The following is a 14,897-nucleotide window of genomic DNA, read 5'->3' on the forward strand; positions in this document are numbered from 1 at the left end:
GTCGCATAACTTAAACGATATGGCCTTCGGCAGACCAGGTGCGGTTCAAATCGTCTACTATTTTTAACCAAGGAGCGAACATGTTTGTACGTGCTGCCCTAATCTTTGTCCTGCTGTCAGGATCGGCCGGGGCCGCCGGCGATCAGTCATACCAAAATCCAAGATTTGGCTACTGGATCGAAATACCGAAGGAATTTAAAATCGCCTCTGCGGCGGATAATAATGACGGGATCACGCTGGAGTCTTTGAATGGTAAGGCAAAGTTGTTGGTGTGGGGCAACTATATCATGGAGAAAAACTTCAAGGCCGAAAGCGACCGCCAACGCAAATTTTACGTGGACGATGGTTGGCGCATTTCCTACGAGAAGCGCCGACCTTCTTGGGTGAGCTTTTCTGGCGCTCGCGACCACCTTATACTTTACGTACGGGAAATCGCGCTGTGCGATGGAGCGATGGGAAATTTCTCCCTCGAGTATCCCGAGGCTGATCAAAAAATCTATGGCGACGTTATTGAACAGCTTCTGAAAAGCTTTGTCCCACTTGGTCATTGCTAGGGAAGTGAAGTGTGTCTGGATGGTCGGATCTTACAGTCCTTGGCTGGAAATGTCTCATGGCATTGCTCTGTTACCCAACGAGCGTCAAACAGAAGAAACTCAATAAGATTCATCAAGAGGCAAGCCACAATGCGCCGTTACGTCGTTGTCCTCATGGTTTTCCTAACAATCTTATTTATGATTTCACCGTTTATCGTCACCGGCTTGGCAAGTCTGACCGCGAATCTTGCCGGTTGTGAATTGAATGAAGGTGAGACCCACGCGTGTGTAATTCATGGAGAAGATTACGGTGAGGCTCTTTATAAGATGGGTATGTTCTTATGGATGATAGTTTTTACCGTTCCCATGGGGGCACTTGCGCTCGCGACCTTGACGATATCTGTACTTTGTCGCGTTCTATTCAGAGCCATTGCTCGAAATAAATCCGCAAGAGGCAAGCATATCTCGCCGTAACAGGAAACTATCGTGTTTCTTACAAGCGGGTATCTTGTGTCAGGAGGTAAGGTCTTGATCCCGAATGGAGGTGCCGATCCAATTCTTAGCAACGTCTAAAGCAACAATAGTACTCCAGTTTATGTGGCCGATTCAGATGTTTAGCTTATAAAATCCGACACGCAGGATGAGAACGCCTTAACTCCCGCTTGACCTTCTTCGCGTGAATAGAGGTTGTAGCGTTCCAAAGCCCAGGCAGGCTTTGACGCCACCCGCCTCGGCACATAATAAGGTCACCGTTCATGTCGACGGCAGGTCAAATTAGGCCGGCCTGGATACTGGGAACCAAGAGCAGCGAAATTTGAAATTTGACGATGCAAAACCTTTCCAGCTTTGTCTTTGATTTTTCAACGATCGACTTTCCCGAAAGAGATCGCTTCCAGATGTGGATCCAGGACAATCATTGCGATTGTCGATTGTGGGACACTTCATCTCGGGCCTACGATGCGAGGGCAACCGGTGCCGCGCTTGGCCCTTTGATCCTCTCTGGCCGACAGTGGCTTGGGGAGGGGTTAGCGCCTGCCTATGAAATTTTCCGAACGGACCGCCGTATCCGCACAGACGGATACGACTTCTTTCGCTTCACTTTGGTTTTGGGCGGTCGATTTACCTACCGTTCGAAGGATCCAACATCTGTGATGTTGGCTGGCGATTTGTTCGTAGTGGACGCGTCTCAGGTCAACGAGTGCCTGGTGGAGACGAACAACGTGATTTCGATCGCCGTACCGAGAGACATGCTGCCGAGCCAGACGGCTCTGCTACATGGTCATGCGCTCAAAGGCGGCATCGCTAGCCTCCTGGCAGATCATTTTATTTCGCTGTTCGGCAATCTTGCAGGGTTGAGGGAACAGGATATTCCTTATCTCGTGCAATCAACCTTGCAACTGCTGACTGCCGCCGTTTCATCTGCATCCGACGAGATGCAAGTCGCCGCAACTCCTATTCGTGACCTTTTGTTTCGTCGTATTTTGCGATATCTGGACGCACGCTTGCTCGATGCCGATTTGACTCCAGCAAAAATCTGCCGCGAGGTCGGTGTATCAAGGGCCAAATTATACCAATTGTTTGAGGGCAACGGCGGCATAATGCGGCAGATACAGCGCAAACGTCTACACCGCGCCCATCAGTTGCTGGCCGATCCAAGCCAACCGAAGCCACATATCGCGGAGATTGCGAGCAGCCACGGTTTCACTAGCGAAAAGTATTTTTATCGTTTGTTCAAAGCGGAGTTTGGCCATACCCCGGGTGAAACACTCGAAAAAACAGGTCTCCATTACTCTGCTTCCGTGACGGTTCCTATCGGGCCTTTTGGAGAACAGATCATCCGTCCTTCGGGCTGGACATTGCCGTTTGGGGTTCCGAAAAGCTAGAGTGATCTGTTGCGAAACTTAGACGGATCTGCACTCGAAACAAATAAGAAGGCACTTGGTTTGTGTATATCATTTGCCGGAGGTCGCTATCCTCCGGCGTGCGATTTGGTTCAATATGTAGGATGCGCTCCGCCCATGTCTTTATCAGTCCGCCGCGGCTTGCACAATACCACCTACACGATTGCCGTGCTTGTCTCCGTCTTCAACGCTCCGACCCTTATCTCAAAAGCGATTGCGAATGACGGAATTAGCGTAAAAACCACTGTCCCCGGAATAGCAATTGCCCGTCTTTCAAAACTGCCCAAGCCGCCCGAACCCATATCGTCGGCGACAGCATGCAATGTGTTGCGAGAGTTGAAAACGCAGGGCGGTAGCGAAGCCACCTCCTTGGGATGGGGCGTGACTGGGGAAGCGAAGCTGGGTCAATATGACGCCGTTAGTTTTGCAGGCCGACTCGATCAGGTAGCGGGCAGCGCTTGTGAAGTTGCCCAGGGAAACGTCGCCTTGTTCGATGGTACAGAACTGCTAGCGATATTGTACGCCGACAAACAAAGCAAATTAACAATTGGGCGGATCACTGCGGTGAAGGACCGTGTGCGCATTCTGGATGGTGGGTTGGTTGCGATGCCTGTAGGCGAGATCCGTTTTCGTGGCGATCAGACGATTGAGGTCGACCCGCTAGCTCCAGAGGAGGGCGTTTGCGACGACAAAGGATTGGTGCCAAATGTATACGGCAAGCCTATTGCGCAGGCGCGCAAGCAGATCATGGCGAGGGGCTGGGTGCCATATCAGAGCCCGCCCTCGTCAACTCGGGACCCGGTTGGAGACGACATTCGCAAAACAGGGATCGTGGAGGCCACAGATTGTTCCGCCACAGATTTTGCCTACTGCAGAAACTACTATCGTCAAGGTCATATGGAGCTAGGGGTTACCACATTTGGAGATGATGACCCGAAGGTCTCAGATTACGCAGCAACCTGCGACCAGTCCAGTTGGCATGAGTCGAATTGAAGGATCGGTATCGCGTTTCGCACCGCCGCGCGGGCAAACTGCGCAAACATTGATCCCTTCGCAGACCATTTCGCGATCAGCCGATTAGCCCCGCAGCGGGGCCACAGTTCGGCGCTACTACTTGGCGAACGGGTTCGAATTTTTATCCCACTCGAGAGGATTTCCACCGGTTGCTGGTTGTGACGGAGCGGCGGTCTGCTGATCGTCGCCGCTCTTGTCGTCTTTAGGTCGAAATCTGGGTGAAAAGTGCGGTAATACGAGCCGCGCCCACGAGCGGGTGATCTTGGACGCCTCGTCGGGGCAGCGAGCAGCGCGCTCCTTGGGCAGCATCCCGTTGTCGACCATGGCGCCGTTATTTTCGGGATCTGACCCATATACCATGCATAGAAGATTGAAATAACGCTGCGCATCTAGCGCATGCTCGTCCGCAAATGCGGCAGTATCGGGAGAACCGGACTGGCTGTTGACTTTGAACCAGACGGAAGCAAGCTGGAGAACGCGCGTAATGTCATTTTTTGTCTCGCCGTCGTCAGCGTGTGTGAGCAGCAGCACTGCCGCAAGCTGGTCGACCGAATCTTCCTCGCGTCCGACTGCCGGAATATCAAGCAAGTCGATCAACGCATGTCCTGACTCATGCAGTAGGATGAAACGAAGGTTATCCCGCACGAACTCCACAGTTAATGCCTTCGGGTCGGATGCACCTTTTGAAAGGGCTTCGCCCATTTGCAGGAGGCTGTCGATCATTTCATAGCAAAGGAAAACCGCGCCGTTTTTTTTGTCGTAGAACGCATTGATTGTATTGCATTGTCGCGTGACGTAATGCAGCGGGCGTGGCGTGACGAAGAGCCCATCCAGCCCGTTGATCTCCGGGATGTTCAAAAACAAATGCGTGTCGATAGCCCACTGGTACGCGTAATTGAATTTTGGATCTTCCGGTGCGAAATAGTGATACACGAACCGTAGTCCCTTTCCATCCGATGTTACTAGGGAACCATCAGCCGGTGGTGGAAGCGCTCCTTCTTTCTGTTCCGTTAGCCCGTCCTTGTCGTTTACCTCAGCCGACTGGTTATCAGTCCCCTGTTGAGACGGAGCTTGGGAGGTTGTCGGACCGCTGGAGCCGCTCACGCTCGGCGCCTGATTAGCATTTGCCAGGTCTGCAAGTTTTCCCAACGTTGGGTAGCTCGGGTCGCCGTCTGCGGGGTCCGCACCGAATGGATAGAAACTGCTTGAAATCAATACAGAGACATTGTCGAGCAGCTTGCCGTTTTTGTCGTTATTCCAGCTTAAGTCATAACCTCGAACTTCAGCACCCCGCTGCTCGAAACGAGTGTAGAACTTGCGATTGTTATTGGTGCCTGAGGTGATGAACCAACTCTTACGCTTGAGCTGATATGTGATCGTGCTTCCCTTCTCGTTCAGAAGGCTTTGATATAGCTTGTCGAGGCGGTCATCTTCGCTACTTGCGAAACGCACAGTCTTCAACACGATGGCTCCGTCCTCGGTTTGCAGGTTCTCACCCCCAAGGGTATTTTCCTGACGTTGCGTGAGAAGAGCGGTGGGATATGAGATCATCATTCCTGTGAGCGATTTATCCAGTTTATGCCATTGGAGTTGTTTTCTCATGTTGAGCGCTACGCCGCCTAATTCCAGTGCGTCTTGCGCTGAAAGCTGACCTGTCGCGGATCTGTCGTGATCGCGCTGATAGCTGGCGATCGCATTGCGGCCGCTCTGCCCGAACGTGCCGTCTGCAAAGCCGTTATAGTAGCCGAGTATGACAAGCCCTTCCTGCGTAAGTCGACGCTCCCAGATGTTGAGTGTGGCTTCCACCGAGGCACTAGTGTCCGCTTGATCTGAAGTCTGGGCAAAAGCTGGCATGAAGCACACTGCGGAGACGATGAAGCTTGTAGCCAGCGCGATGATGGCTTTGGTCGCGAAAGACCTGGCGGAGAAGTTCATTCGGATCTGGCTCCGATATCTATTTGAGAAGTGACGACTTGGTGCTGTACTAGAGGCGCTAAGCGGCGGCCGATCAGTCAACAGGGACGGTGCGCAGCAGAAGGATATCGATATCTCTCTCGGGTTTATAGTTCTGGCTCTTCAGCTCGAACTGCGTTGGACCGATCTTCTTGACACCGTCGCCACAGAAAGAGACAAGTGTTTTAGGATCTCCCTTGTCGACGACTAACCTGTAACTGCCAATCGGCCCTGCCCAGTTACCCCCTGACTTGATGACATAGGACAGGTACTGTTCAAATGACTGAAAGCTCTTGCCGTTGTCGTCAGCGGCTTTTGAATAGAGGGTATGGGCGGCCTTGGTGAAAGCGGCGTCTGTGCAGAATTTTTCGCGATAGGATTTGATGCGATCCGCATCCATGTCGGGAGAGCCGAACGATAGACTGGACTGACTGCCAAGAACCGGCACATATGTCTGCTGAACCGCAATCTCTCGCCCAACTGGGAACGTTTGATTGCGCCAGTATTTGGAGCGCAGTGTCCAAACAGGGTACAGCGTCTGAGATTGCCCACCGTAGTCGCCCGCATCGCCGGTATCGACGAAATTATTTTCTACCAAATTCTTGCGTTGCGCATTCGTCAGCTTGCTGATCGCTTCTTGAGTTGCTTCCACAGTGGGGACAAGCGGGATATGAAGCGCCTTAAGGCGCTCGGTGATTTCTATATCTGCAACCCCGTCGGCGGCAAGGAAGGCGCGTTGTTCGAGCTGCGCTTCGATAGGTTGCCCATCCACCAATGTCTGGAATTTCATGAAATTATCGCTTGCTGGGTCTGGAACGACCGTTGTCGAGTTTGATCCTCCCCCAACAAAGTCGGGCATCGGAAAAGCGATAGTGGTAGTGAAGTCTGTGTTGGCCACGTTTCTGAAGCGATAGGAGACGCGGATAGAGTTAAGGGACAGATACAGGTCCTCGGAAACTATGGTAACCTTGTCCGTTTTTTGGAGGACAAGCCCTCCGGCTCCCAGCGTCGCTGAGCTATCATCGCAAAATGCCGTGCTCGAAGACACTAGAACAAAGAGACAGACGACTGCTTTATTGCGCATCAAGAATTCTTTCGGTGAAGAGGGGTTAGCTCGCGCCAGGTGCAGAGCGACCGCGCATGAGCAACAGCAATTTGGCAGTTGGCCGGATATTCTGAGTGCCCTTCTCTCAGTTCGCACCGGTGCAAAGCCTAGGATAGCATCAAACTCGCAGACGCAACGGGACCGGGACGTATCAAATGCCGGCTGGCGAGCCAACGCCTTGGAGTCCGCGAAAAGTGCACATGTGTCTATATTTCCAAAAAGGCTCGAGTGTGCTGGCCAGTTAGAGCTGGGTGACATAGGTCTGTTTGCGAAGCGTGGAGCATGCGACTGGAGAAGGCTCAAACAATGGCGGCGCAGCTGCACTAAACTTTCTCGGTCCATGGTCGGGAAACATGTCAATCGGACGAGCCAAACCAATGTGTCGCGAGCGTCTCACAATTCTTTGCAGAGATCATTCGTTACCAGGATCCCAATATGACTTTCCAACAGGGCGCACTCTTTCGTTCGTTCTTTTCGTCCTGGCAATATCAATTCCCGTTCTGGCAGAAGCCGCCTACGGAAAAAGCGATTGCTTCGGATTTAACGCTCTAGATGACGACCCGCTCAAGGGCGTCTGGCCGCTTGAGGATAGCGACGTCACCTGGTTCGACCACTGTTCGACGAACCCAATTTTTCCGCCGGCTTAGTAGCAAGCGTTTTGAGGAAATACGGAATGATACGTCAGAGACAAGCTTTCTCAATGAGCGCTAAGGGTGGGCGCGCTCCAAGCATCGGCACGCTGGTTGCGTGCTGCGTGCTTCTTGCATCGGGCACGGTGTCCGCCGCCGGCTTCGACTGCAAGTCGGCTGGAAGCGAAGTCGAAATTCTCATTTGCAAAAACACAGAACTATCTAAGCTAGATGACCAGATGAAAGTGCTGTTCGATAAGATTGAAGGCGAAACATTTGGGCACGATGCCGAGACGGGAGAAACACTTGATCCTGCTGGTAAAGAACTAACTTTTTGGCGAAAGACAGTGCGTGACAAGTGTAAAGATGTGCGCTGCCTGAGGAATGCCTATACCGCCAGGCTCAGGGAAATGCGAGTTAACTGGGCAGATGCGTTGGGTCCGTCCGATCAATGACATCCCCACGTCCGCTCGGATCCAGTGTGGTTGCCGTACGGGTTGCTATTTTGGTCAGCCGCACCGCATCTCGCCGGACGGAGTGTATTGCTACCTACGTCAGTCAGGTCCTTTTGCTAATTTCAGCGGCGCGCTTAGCCTATCTCTTACCATGTACCAATCATTCGATTGCCGATGCCGCACCGGTTCGCGGTGAAAGTGAGCCTAGTATCTCAACAAACTCGTCTCGTCGCCTTTGGGAATATTTTAGAATTGGAGAATTCATGTCCGCCACGAGGTTCCTTGCGTCTTACGCAACTCTGCTTCTCAGTGCTTCGACGGCAATAGCTGGTGTGAACGGCCCTATCAGATCAGTGACCCTTTCCTCCGGGGGCTTGGCTGAGATTGTCAGGTCAGCCACTATCGATGATAGTGCAGGGCTCGATATCGACGTTCCCATTGACCAGGTTGATGACATCCTCAAAAGCCTTGTCATCCGCGATGACAAGGGCCGCGTTAAAAGTATGTCGCTCACTGGCCCAAAACCCGTAGACGAGACATTTAAGACATCACCGTTCAAGCCTTCTGATTTGGCGTCGCTGCCCTCGCTTCTCAACTCTATCAAGGGGAGCCGTATCCGGGTGGGCGACGGGCAAGAGGGCATGGTGCTCGGCGTGACCGACATTCCGGGCAATGCCCAGTCGAGTTTGAGTTGGCAATTGTCGCTTCTGCGTGATGACGGCACCATGTCTATGGTCGCGATACCGGGCACCGCCATCTCCATTGTAGATCCGACGCTCAAGACAAAGCTAAAAAGGGCTATGCAGATAATTGGGAAAGCTAATTTGGATGTCGCCCGGAATATCCACATCGAGCTAGACCGGCAAGACAGTCGAAACGTTGACGTTTCGTACGTTGTACCGGCGCCAATCTGGAAGACCTCATACCGTTTGGTTACTGGAGTGGATGGTTCTGTCAGACTTCAGGCTTGGGCCGTATTCGAAAATGCTTCTGGCGAAGACTGGAGCGATGTTGGGATCACCTTATCATCTGGGCAACCGGTAACGTTGAGGCAACGGCTCTATGACCATTTCTGGAGGCAACGCCTCGAGGTCCCTATGGATACATCCGAACTTGGTGTCAATCAGCCACCACCTGGGGCTCTACTGGCCAAACGAAGCATGCCACCGCTCGCAATAGCGCCGCCACCGCCGGCTCCCATTGCAGCAACGAGCAGGAGTAACGACGGGTCGATGGCTCATGCTGCGGATCCCGGACTGACAGTTGAGGGAAATGTCACTTCGACGTTTGTGCTTTCAGGCCGCTACAATATCAAAAATGGTGACACAATCGCCGTGCCCATCCTGGATCACGATGCTAAGGCAGAAATGGTATCGCTTTTCCGTCCCGAAAGCGGGAGCGAGCATCCGACCGCTGCGTCGCTCGTCGACAACGATAGTGGCGTGAGCCTGCCGCCTGGCATCATCACTGTCTACGATGGAAAGCAGGGTTTCGTCGGCGACGCCCAGATCCCAGCTCTTCCAAACGGTCAAAAGCAGGCCGTCAGCTTTGCGCTTGACCAGAAGGTTTCTATCACGACCGAGCCTAAATCAAAAACCACCATCACACGGATTAGGGTCGTTAACGGGTTGATCTATACATCATCCGTGACAAGTCAGGAAATCATATACAAAATCAGGGGTGCTAGCGATGCTCCCCGGACCATTCTCATCGAGCAGGACAAGCAGCCCGGCTGGTCATTCAAAGCAGACGGTATGATCGAGGGTACAGTCACCAAAGATCGGATGAAAATTGAACTGCGAACAGGGGAGGTCAAAGCTGCCAAAGCCAGCCTTTCGATCGTAAATGAAGAAAGCACAGCCTTGGCGGACGCAGAACCCGATGCGCTAATGCAGTGGCAGGATGCTGCAGCCGATCCTGCGATGCGTGCAAAACTTGCCGAGCTATCGACCGCAAAGGCGGAGCAAGATGGGGCAAACCGGAAGCTGAGTGCGCTGGACGAGGAGTTTGCTCGTGTTGAAGCGGACCAGCAACGTGCGAGAAGCAATCTTCAATCGGTTGGTTCGGGAGACACCAAATCTCGGTTCGAAAAATTGCTGAACTCCACCGAGAATAAATTGGAAAATATCGAGAAATTGCGGGGGGAGCAGCGCGAGATTATAAGCGTAGCGAGCGAGAAGGTTTCGGCCGCAATTAGATCGTTCTAACGGGTGGTTGGCAGAGGTCAAACGCAATCGCGGTGGTCGTAATTATCCGCAAGTCATCAGGCAACCGTCAACGACGAGCTTATATTGCGCGGACGAAGACATTTTGACAGAATCGACGGAACTCCAATGGGGGTCATCTGCATGCTTTCTTTTCGTTCTTTGCCTCTTTGCGGTCCATGCCGCCCAGCGGTTGGTGTGCCGTCCTTCGATTGCGAGAAGGCCAAGTCCAAAGGCAATTTGTCGGAAAGCCGCGCTTGCGGCCTTAGATTAGCCATTGCCGTTGAATCAGAAACTGCGGTCGGAGTTTGATCCCAAATTCGCCACCGCCTTGGAGGAGGATAAGCGCTGGTTAGTCGGCGCTCGCGGCGAAATCGTCAAGGCCCTGACCGAGAAGAGCGTGCCGGATCTCGGCGAGTTCCAAAGGATCGCCTGTGGCGCGCTGCACGAGTTCGCGAGCGGTGGTTTGGGCATCGTCAATGGCTCGGCTGCCGCCCGAACCAGAGGTCCGTAATCTGGTGGTGACGCGGCCAGATCTGTTCATTCCGGCACTGGCGCAGGTCGGTCTCCATCGTGATCGGGTTATCTTTGTAGGATCCGACAAGGAGGAAGACGTGCTCGCCAACATGGAAGAGGGGCTGTCCTCCTGGGGAGACCGCGGAAAAATGGTCAGTCCTGATTCCGGCCGTCGTTTGCATCGAACCCGCACGGTTCAATGCTCCCAAAAGGCTGCTCAATGGCGTCACGTCCAAGGTCTTCACGGAAGCGTCCGGCACTTGGAACGAAGCGGCCTCGTCGCTAGGCGCGTGGTTACGACCCAACATTGGGTGTTGAATACTCGATCACGCCGCTTGGCTGTTCACGTTGTCAATCGGCTTGGTAACGGGACCCTTGCCGGCTCCCGAAGGAGTTGACGCAATCTCGATGACGTCAGGGTGCCCCCACGATACGTGCCTAACGCCCATACATCAGGCGTTTGATGAGTTTGAGCTTATGCGTCCCATACATGAGGTCGCAGTGTATCTTCCGTCTCCATCCCATTTGGGGGGATAGACCAATGCCTGCTGCAGTCATTTGAGGGTCTGGGTTGGCGGAAAGGTCTTATCCGAAAGGCAGACTTTCAACCATTCATCCCCTAGTCCGTCATCCGCCTCGGGATCCAGTTTCTCCAGCGCCCCCCCCACTGGGCCATCGCTCCCCACTTCGGGACGGCTATCCCACCCCCCGTCGGGCGTCGCATCGCAGATGTCGTCCTTGCAAAGGGCTGTGACCTTTACCTGGCCAGCCACAACGTTTGCGACAAACCGCGTCGTGTAAGCACGAAAGGTCGCCCAGTCCTGCGTCTCGCCACAGATTCGGTCATTGTTCTGATACTGAGCAGTTCCGAAACAGGCGTAGTCGTAACCAAGGTCCCCCGCGTTATGAGGTAAAAAGTTGCAAGAGGAAGAGAAGCCGGCGGAAGGGCCGCCAGTGAACTGAGCGCCGAACTCACGTTGTTTTAGAGCCGCCTGGATCAGGCTTGGTTGCTTCGAGCCTTCGTCCGATTTCGCTTTCAAGATTTTCGTGCGATCCTCGGTGGCGTGAAGAACGAGGCTGCGTTGCAACGGCTTGGGGTAACCCTCGCCAGTCATACCATTGGTGGCCCCGTCAAGGTTGCCAAACGCATCATCTCGAGCGGCCACCCAACGCTTCTGGCTGACAATAAGCATGGTATGGATTTGTGGGTCCGGGGCGGCTTTGAGGATCTCAGCATAGGCCCTACCCATTGCCACATCGGCGCGCAAGAGGCTGGCATCATCGCAAATCATGTGCTCGATATGGCTGGAGGCTCGAGTGCAGTCAATCGCATGCGCGGCCGACGGCAGCGACGCTGCGGCTGCGGCTGCAAGCAGGTATTTCATTGTGTGTCGTTCCTTTGCTGATAACCTGTTGCCTCAATCATTCACCTGTGCCGGGAAACGATCTTCGTCCAGCGTAAAAACGCAGTAAAATTATCACGACGGTGTAAGCCGCACAAGATCGCGGCGTCACCGGGCTCGTGAGTCCCAGTTCTCATAGACATCCAGACCGAGGGATCTGTTATTGGGATCCGTCTTTGAAGGGCTTCTACAGCCGGGCCAACGGTTCGAATCCTATCAAGGCGACCTTTCTTTGAACGGTACTCATGCCATTTCATTCGTCTTGCGGTGTTGGCCGACCTCTATTTGATGCGGGTTGTCTCACGAAGCAGCCCCCGATTTGTTTGGGGCTGCGATCTTATTGAGGGCTTGGGCGGGGCCGATAGGCAGGATACGGCACATCCCGGTCCTGAAAATATTTAATAATTCCCGCAATCATGGAGAGAGCGGCGAAAACCGGAGCTCACTGCTTCCGTTCTTTCAGGACTTCCTCGGTGATGTCGCGGCCGCGCGCGAACACGCCGAGGATCAGTACATCATCGCCCCGTACCGAGAACGCCACGCTGACGCTACGTTTGTAGCCAATGATGCGCAAGCCGGGAACCGAGCTTTCCCGAATGGTTCCACGGTGCGGGAAGTTCTCCAGGCCCTCAATGAAAGTCATCACGCCGTCCACGTATTCGGCGGCAATCCGGTCGCCTGCCTCCATGGCGATATCTACATACAGGGCGTCGAGTTCAGCTTCCGCCTGCAAGTTATAGATAATGCGGTAAGCCATTCCTATTTGGCGTTCGTAGCATTTCGGCGTTTAGCCTCAAAACGGGCGCGGACCGTTTCGGCCGAGACGCCCATCGTTGGATCCGTTATCAGCTGATCATAGCGACGTGGGATCTCCTCGTTCAGCCAACGTTCGCGGGCTGCGTCGTTGTCCTCCAGGAGCCGCAGAGCGGCCCGGACGACTTCGCTGGCATTGCTATAACGGCCAGATTCCAGCTGTTTCTTGACGAATTCCTCGTAATGTTTTCCGAGCGCGACGTTTGGCATAATCGGTCCCTCCTTTACTTTTACAGTATGGCGCAGCTCATCTTTTATGGCAATAGATGTCAATCTTAGACATGGCGCCTCCCTTGGCGGATAGCCTAAGCCACCCCAGCTAACAAAAACTTGCCTGCGCCCTGCGTCACAGAAACCTTGCCTTCGCTCATCACCAGACGGCCGCGAGCAATCGTTCCGATTGGCCAGCCGACCACCTCGAGGCCTTCATAAGGTGTGTAGTCGATTGCATGCTGCATCAGGCCGTTGTTGAGTGTTACCCGCTTCTCGGCATCCCATATTACCAGATCGGCATCGGCGCCGGGAGCAATCGTGCCTTTGCGCGGGTAAAGTCCAAAACGCTTTGCGGGACTGGTTGCGGTTAATCGCACGAAGTCGTTGAGATCGATGCGACCTTTCACGACGCCTTCGCTGAAGACGATTGCCATTCGCGCGGCAAGGCCAGGAACGCCATTTGGAATACGGGTGAAGTCGGCGTCGGGGCCATTCATCCATTTGCCTTGCGTGCCTGCAAAGCTGTAGCCGCAATGGTCAGAGGAAATCACATCCAGCGTGCCGGCGCGGATTGCAGCCCACAATCCCTCGGCATCTCCTGCGTCGCGCGGGCTCGGGCTGCACATGAATTTGGCACCTTCGCGGTCCGGCCGGCTCATGTCGGCGGCAGTGAGCACGAGATATTGCGGGCAGGTCTCCGCCGTCACCTTGACCCCGCGACGCTGCGCCCTGGCAATCTCCTCCGCCACTTCCGCGCACGACACGTGAAAAATGTGAATCGGTTGGCCAACGAGTTCGGCAAGGGCGATTGCGCGGTATGTCGCCTCACGCTCTACGACCTTGGGTCGTGAGAGCGCATGGGACGCCGGTTCGCTGCGACCCTCCGCAAGCAGTTTTTCTGAGCGCCAGCGGATCGCATCGTAATTCTCGCAGTGAACACACACTGTCGCGCCCCACTGTCTGGCTGCTTCGAGCACGCGTAGAAACTGCCGGTCATCGATGTGCAGCGGGTCGTAGGTGAGGAAAACCTTGAGGCTTCGTATCCCGGCCTCAATCAGAGCGGGAATCTCCGTTCCGATCACTGAATCGGTCGGATCGGTAATGATCTGATGAAACGCGTAATCGATCGGCGATCGGGCGGCGCGCGCCTGATAGTCGCCGAAATGGGCGGCGATCGGCTCGCCCTTGAACTGAGGTGCAAAGGGAATGACGGTCGTGGTGCCACCGGCAAAGGCCGAAATGCCCGCGGTAAGGAAGGTCTCTTCGTGGACGCTGCCATCGGCCTCAAGTTGCTCGATATGGCAGTGGCTGTCGACGCCCCCCGGCATCACCAGCTTGCCCTCGGCCTCAATCACGTCGCGGCCATCCAGCCTGAGCCCGAGCGCGGCGATGCGTCCGTCGTTGATGCCGATATCTCCCTTGAACGTATCGGAGGCGGTGACGATGGTGCCTCCGCGGACAACGAGATCAAATTCCTGCATTATCATGTCCTCCGACGAGCCGGGCTAATGTCGCGCCCGCTTACGATATCGAGAATTTCAGAGGCGACGTTGCGCAGATGGGTCACCATCATCGCCCTTGCGCGCCGGCCGTCGCCCCTGGCAAAGGCATCCAGAAGGGCAACATGCTCCGCCGCATCGGCTGCAACTCGACCAGCCGGACTGGTGAGTTCAAACAGACGCGTGGTGACACGCAGTTGCCGTATCATCCGCACAAGGACATCGTTGCCAAGCGCCTGCGGGAAAAGCATGTGCAATCGGTCATCTGTATCCCAATGTTCCGCGGCCTGCGCTTCCAACGTGCCGAGGCGGAGAATATCGCTACGCAGCGCGTCGATTGTTTCCGGCTTGATGCGGCCGACCGAGAGCTCGACGGCTTCGCCTTCCAGAAGCTCGCGAACCTTGAGCGCCTGAAAAAACTCCACCGGCTGCACCTGGCGCACGGCGTAGGAGCGTGACCCCTGCTTGACAAGCAGGCCTTCTGCGGCCAGCCGCAGGATCGCCTCTCGTATCGGCGTGCGCGAAATGTCGAGCTGCTGGCCCAGCCGTCCTTCAACGACAAGGCTGCCGCCAGGCAGCTTGCGCGTCAGGACAAGGCGGCTAAGTTCGTCATAGGCCCGCTCCGCGAGGCTTGCTTCACCAGTCATAACCGACATGAG

13 protein-coding genes and 1 pseudogene are annotated in these 14,897 nt (G+C 54.6%); 7 read left to right on the forward strand and 7 right to left on the reverse strand.

Going from position 1 to position 14,897, the window contains the following annotated elements:
* Nucleotides 1–80: 80 nt before the first annotated feature.
* From PR018_RS20810 to PR018_RS20825, 4 genes are all read left to right on the forward strand, one after another.
* Nucleotides 81–554 carry a hypothetical protein gene (locus PR018_RS20810; protein ID WP_142831186.1) on the forward strand — a complete coding sequence of 158 codons (474 nt, stop codon included), beginning with the start codon at nucleotides 81–83 and terminating at the stop codon, nucleotides 552–554.
* Nucleotides 555–683: 129 nt separating this feature from the next.
* Entirely contained in the window at nucleotides 684–1,007 is a 324-nt protein-coding gene (locus PR018_RS20815; protein ID WP_142831187.1) for a hypothetical protein, read from the forward strand.
* A gap of 353 nt (nucleotides 1,008–1,360) precedes the next feature.
* Nucleotides 1,361–2,416: a helix-turn-helix transcriptional regulator gene (locus tag PR018_RS20820; RefSeq protein ID WP_142831188.1), complete on the forward strand. Its 1,056-nt coding sequence runs from the start codon at nucleotides 1,361–1,363 to the stop codon at nucleotides 2,414–2,416.
* Between the two features lie 135 nt (nucleotides 2,417–2,551).
* A complete protein-coding gene (locus tag PR018_RS20825) occupies nucleotides 2,552–3,427 on the forward strand; it encodes a hypothetical protein (protein ID WP_142831189.1) in 876 nt (291 codons plus the stop codon).
* A 117-nt stretch (nucleotides 3,428–3,544) separates the two neighbouring features.
* Here PR018_RS20825 and PR018_RS20830 read toward each other — a convergent pair whose 3' ends face one another.
* Nucleotides 3,545–5,383, reverse strand: coding sequence for a DUF4344 domain-containing metallopeptidase (locus tag PR018_RS20830; protein ID WP_142831190.1), 1,839 nt, complete (start codon nucleotides 5,381–5,383; stop codon nucleotides 3,545–3,547).
* Between the two features lie 73 nt (nucleotides 5,384–5,456).
* Nucleotides 5,457–6,485: a DUF4424 domain-containing protein gene (locus tag PR018_RS20835; RefSeq protein WP_142831191.1), complete on the reverse strand. Its 1,029-nt coding sequence runs from the start codon at nucleotides 6,483–6,485 to the stop codon at nucleotides 5,457–5,459.
* Between the two features lie 694 nt (nucleotides 6,486–7,179).
* Here PR018_RS20835 and PR018_RS20840 point away from each other — a divergent pair.
* The 3 genes and pseudogenes from PR018_RS20840 to PR018_RS20850 form a co-directional block, all read left to right on the forward strand.
* A complete protein-coding gene (locus PR018_RS20840; protein ID WP_142831192.1) occupies nucleotides 7,180–7,590 on the forward strand; it encodes a lysozyme inhibitor LprI family protein in 411 nt (136 codons plus the stop codon).
* 263 nt (nucleotides 7,591–7,853) lie between these two features.
* Nucleotides 7,854–9,797, forward strand: coding sequence for a DUF4139 domain-containing protein (locus tag PR018_RS20845; RefSeq protein ID WP_161990984.1), 1,944 nt, complete (start codon nucleotides 7,854–7,856; stop codon nucleotides 9,795–9,797).
* Nucleotides 9,798–10,221: 424 nt separating this feature from the next.
* A pseudogene (locus PR018_RS20850) lies at nucleotides 10,222–10,537 on the forward strand (damage-inducible mutagenesis protein); the annotation flags it as partial.
* Nucleotides 10,538–10,864: 327 nt separating this feature from the next.
* Here PR018_RS20850 and PR018_RS20855 read toward each other — a convergent pair.
* The 5 genes from PR018_RS20855 to PR018_RS20875 form a co-directional block, all read right to left on the reverse strand.
* Nucleotides 10,865–11,695, reverse strand: a complete 831-nt coding sequence (locus tag PR018_RS20855) for a lysozyme inhibitor LprI family protein (protein ID WP_142831194.1) — start codon at nucleotides 11,693–11,695, stop codon at nucleotides 10,865–10,867.
* A gap of 460 nt (nucleotides 11,696–12,155) precedes the next feature.
* Nucleotides 12,156–12,470 (reverse strand): type II toxin-antitoxin system RelE/ParE family toxin, encoded by a 315-nt coding sequence (locus PR018_RS20860; RefSeq protein WP_142831195.1) that lies wholly within the window; start codon nucleotides 12,468–12,470, stop codon nucleotides 12,156–12,158.
* A 2-nt stretch (nucleotides 12,471–12,472) separates the two neighbouring features.
* Nucleotides 12,473–12,736, reverse strand: coding sequence for a type II toxin-antitoxin system ParD family antitoxin (locus tag PR018_RS20865; protein ID WP_142831236.1), 264 nt, complete (start codon nucleotides 12,734–12,736; stop codon nucleotides 12,473–12,475).
* A gap of 95 nt (nucleotides 12,737–12,831) precedes the next feature.
* On the reverse strand, nucleotides 12,832–14,220 hold the full coding sequence (gene hydA, locus PR018_RS20870) for a dihydropyrimidinase (protein WP_142831196.1): 1,389 nt from the start codon (nucleotides 14,218–14,220) through the stop codon (nucleotides 12,832–12,834).
* 2 nt (nucleotides 14,221–14,222) lie between these two features.
* On the reverse strand, nucleotides 14,223–14,894 hold the full coding sequence (locus PR018_RS20875; protein ID WP_244615430.1) for a GntR family transcriptional regulator: 672 nt from the start codon (nucleotides 14,892–14,894) through the stop codon (nucleotides 14,223–14,225).
* Nucleotides 14,895–14,897: the final 3 nt, after the last annotated feature.

It is taken from the genome of Rhizobium rhododendri (genome assembly GCF_007000325.2).
Taxonomy (GTDB): domain Bacteria; phylum Pseudomonadota; class Alphaproteobacteria; order Rhizobiales; family Rhizobiaceae; genus Rhizobium; species Rhizobium rhododendri.

Coding starts and splice junctions, on each gene's coding strand:
- PR018_RS20810 (WP_142831186.1), top strand. CDS start 81: ATGTTTGTACGTGCTGCCCTAATCTTTGTCCTGCTGTCAGGATCGGCC.
- PR018_RS20815 (WP_142831187.1), top strand. CDS start 684: ATGCGCCGTTACGTCGTTGTCCTCATGGTTTTCCTAACAATCTTATTT.
- PR018_RS20820 (WP_142831188.1), top strand. CDS start 1,361: ATGCAAAACCTTTCCAGCTTTGTCTTTGATTTTTCAACGATCGACTTT.
- PR018_RS20825 (WP_142831189.1), top strand. CDS start 2,552: ATGTCTTTATCAGTCCGCCGCGGCTTGCACAATACCACCTACACGATT.
- PR018_RS20830 (WP_142831190.1), bottom strand. CDS start 5,383: ATGAACTTCTCCGCCAGGTCTTTCGCGACCAAAGCCATCATCGCGCTG.
- PR018_RS20835 (WP_142831191.1), bottom strand. CDS start 6,485: ATGCGCAATAAAGCAGTCGTCTGTCTCTTTGTTCTAGTGTCTTCGAGC.
- PR018_RS20840 (WP_142831192.1), top strand. CDS start 7,180: ATGATACGTCAGAGACAAGCTTTCTCAATGAGCGCTAAGGGTGGGCGC.
- PR018_RS20845 (WP_161990984.1), top strand. CDS start 7,854: ATGTCCGCCACGAGGTTCCTTGCGTCTTACGCAACTCTGCTTCTCAGT.
- PR018_RS20855 (WP_142831194.1), bottom strand. CDS start 11,695: ATGAAATACCTGCTTGCAGCCGCAGCCGCAGCGTCGCTGCCGTCGGCC.
- PR018_RS20860 (WP_142831195.1), bottom strand. CDS start 12,470: ATGGCTTACCGCATTATCTATAACTTGCAGGCGGAAGCTGAACTCGAC.
- PR018_RS20865 (WP_142831236.1), bottom strand. CDS start 12,736: ATGCCAAACGTCGCGCTCGGAAAACATTACGAGGAATTCGTCAAGAAA.
- hydA (WP_142831196.1), bottom strand. CDS start 14,220: ATGCAGGAATTTGATCTCGTTGTCCGCGGAGGCACCATCGTCACCGCC.
- PR018_RS20875 (WP_244615430.1), bottom strand. CDS start 14,894: ATGTCGGTTATGACTGGTGAAGCAAGCCTCGCGGAGCGGGCCTATGAC.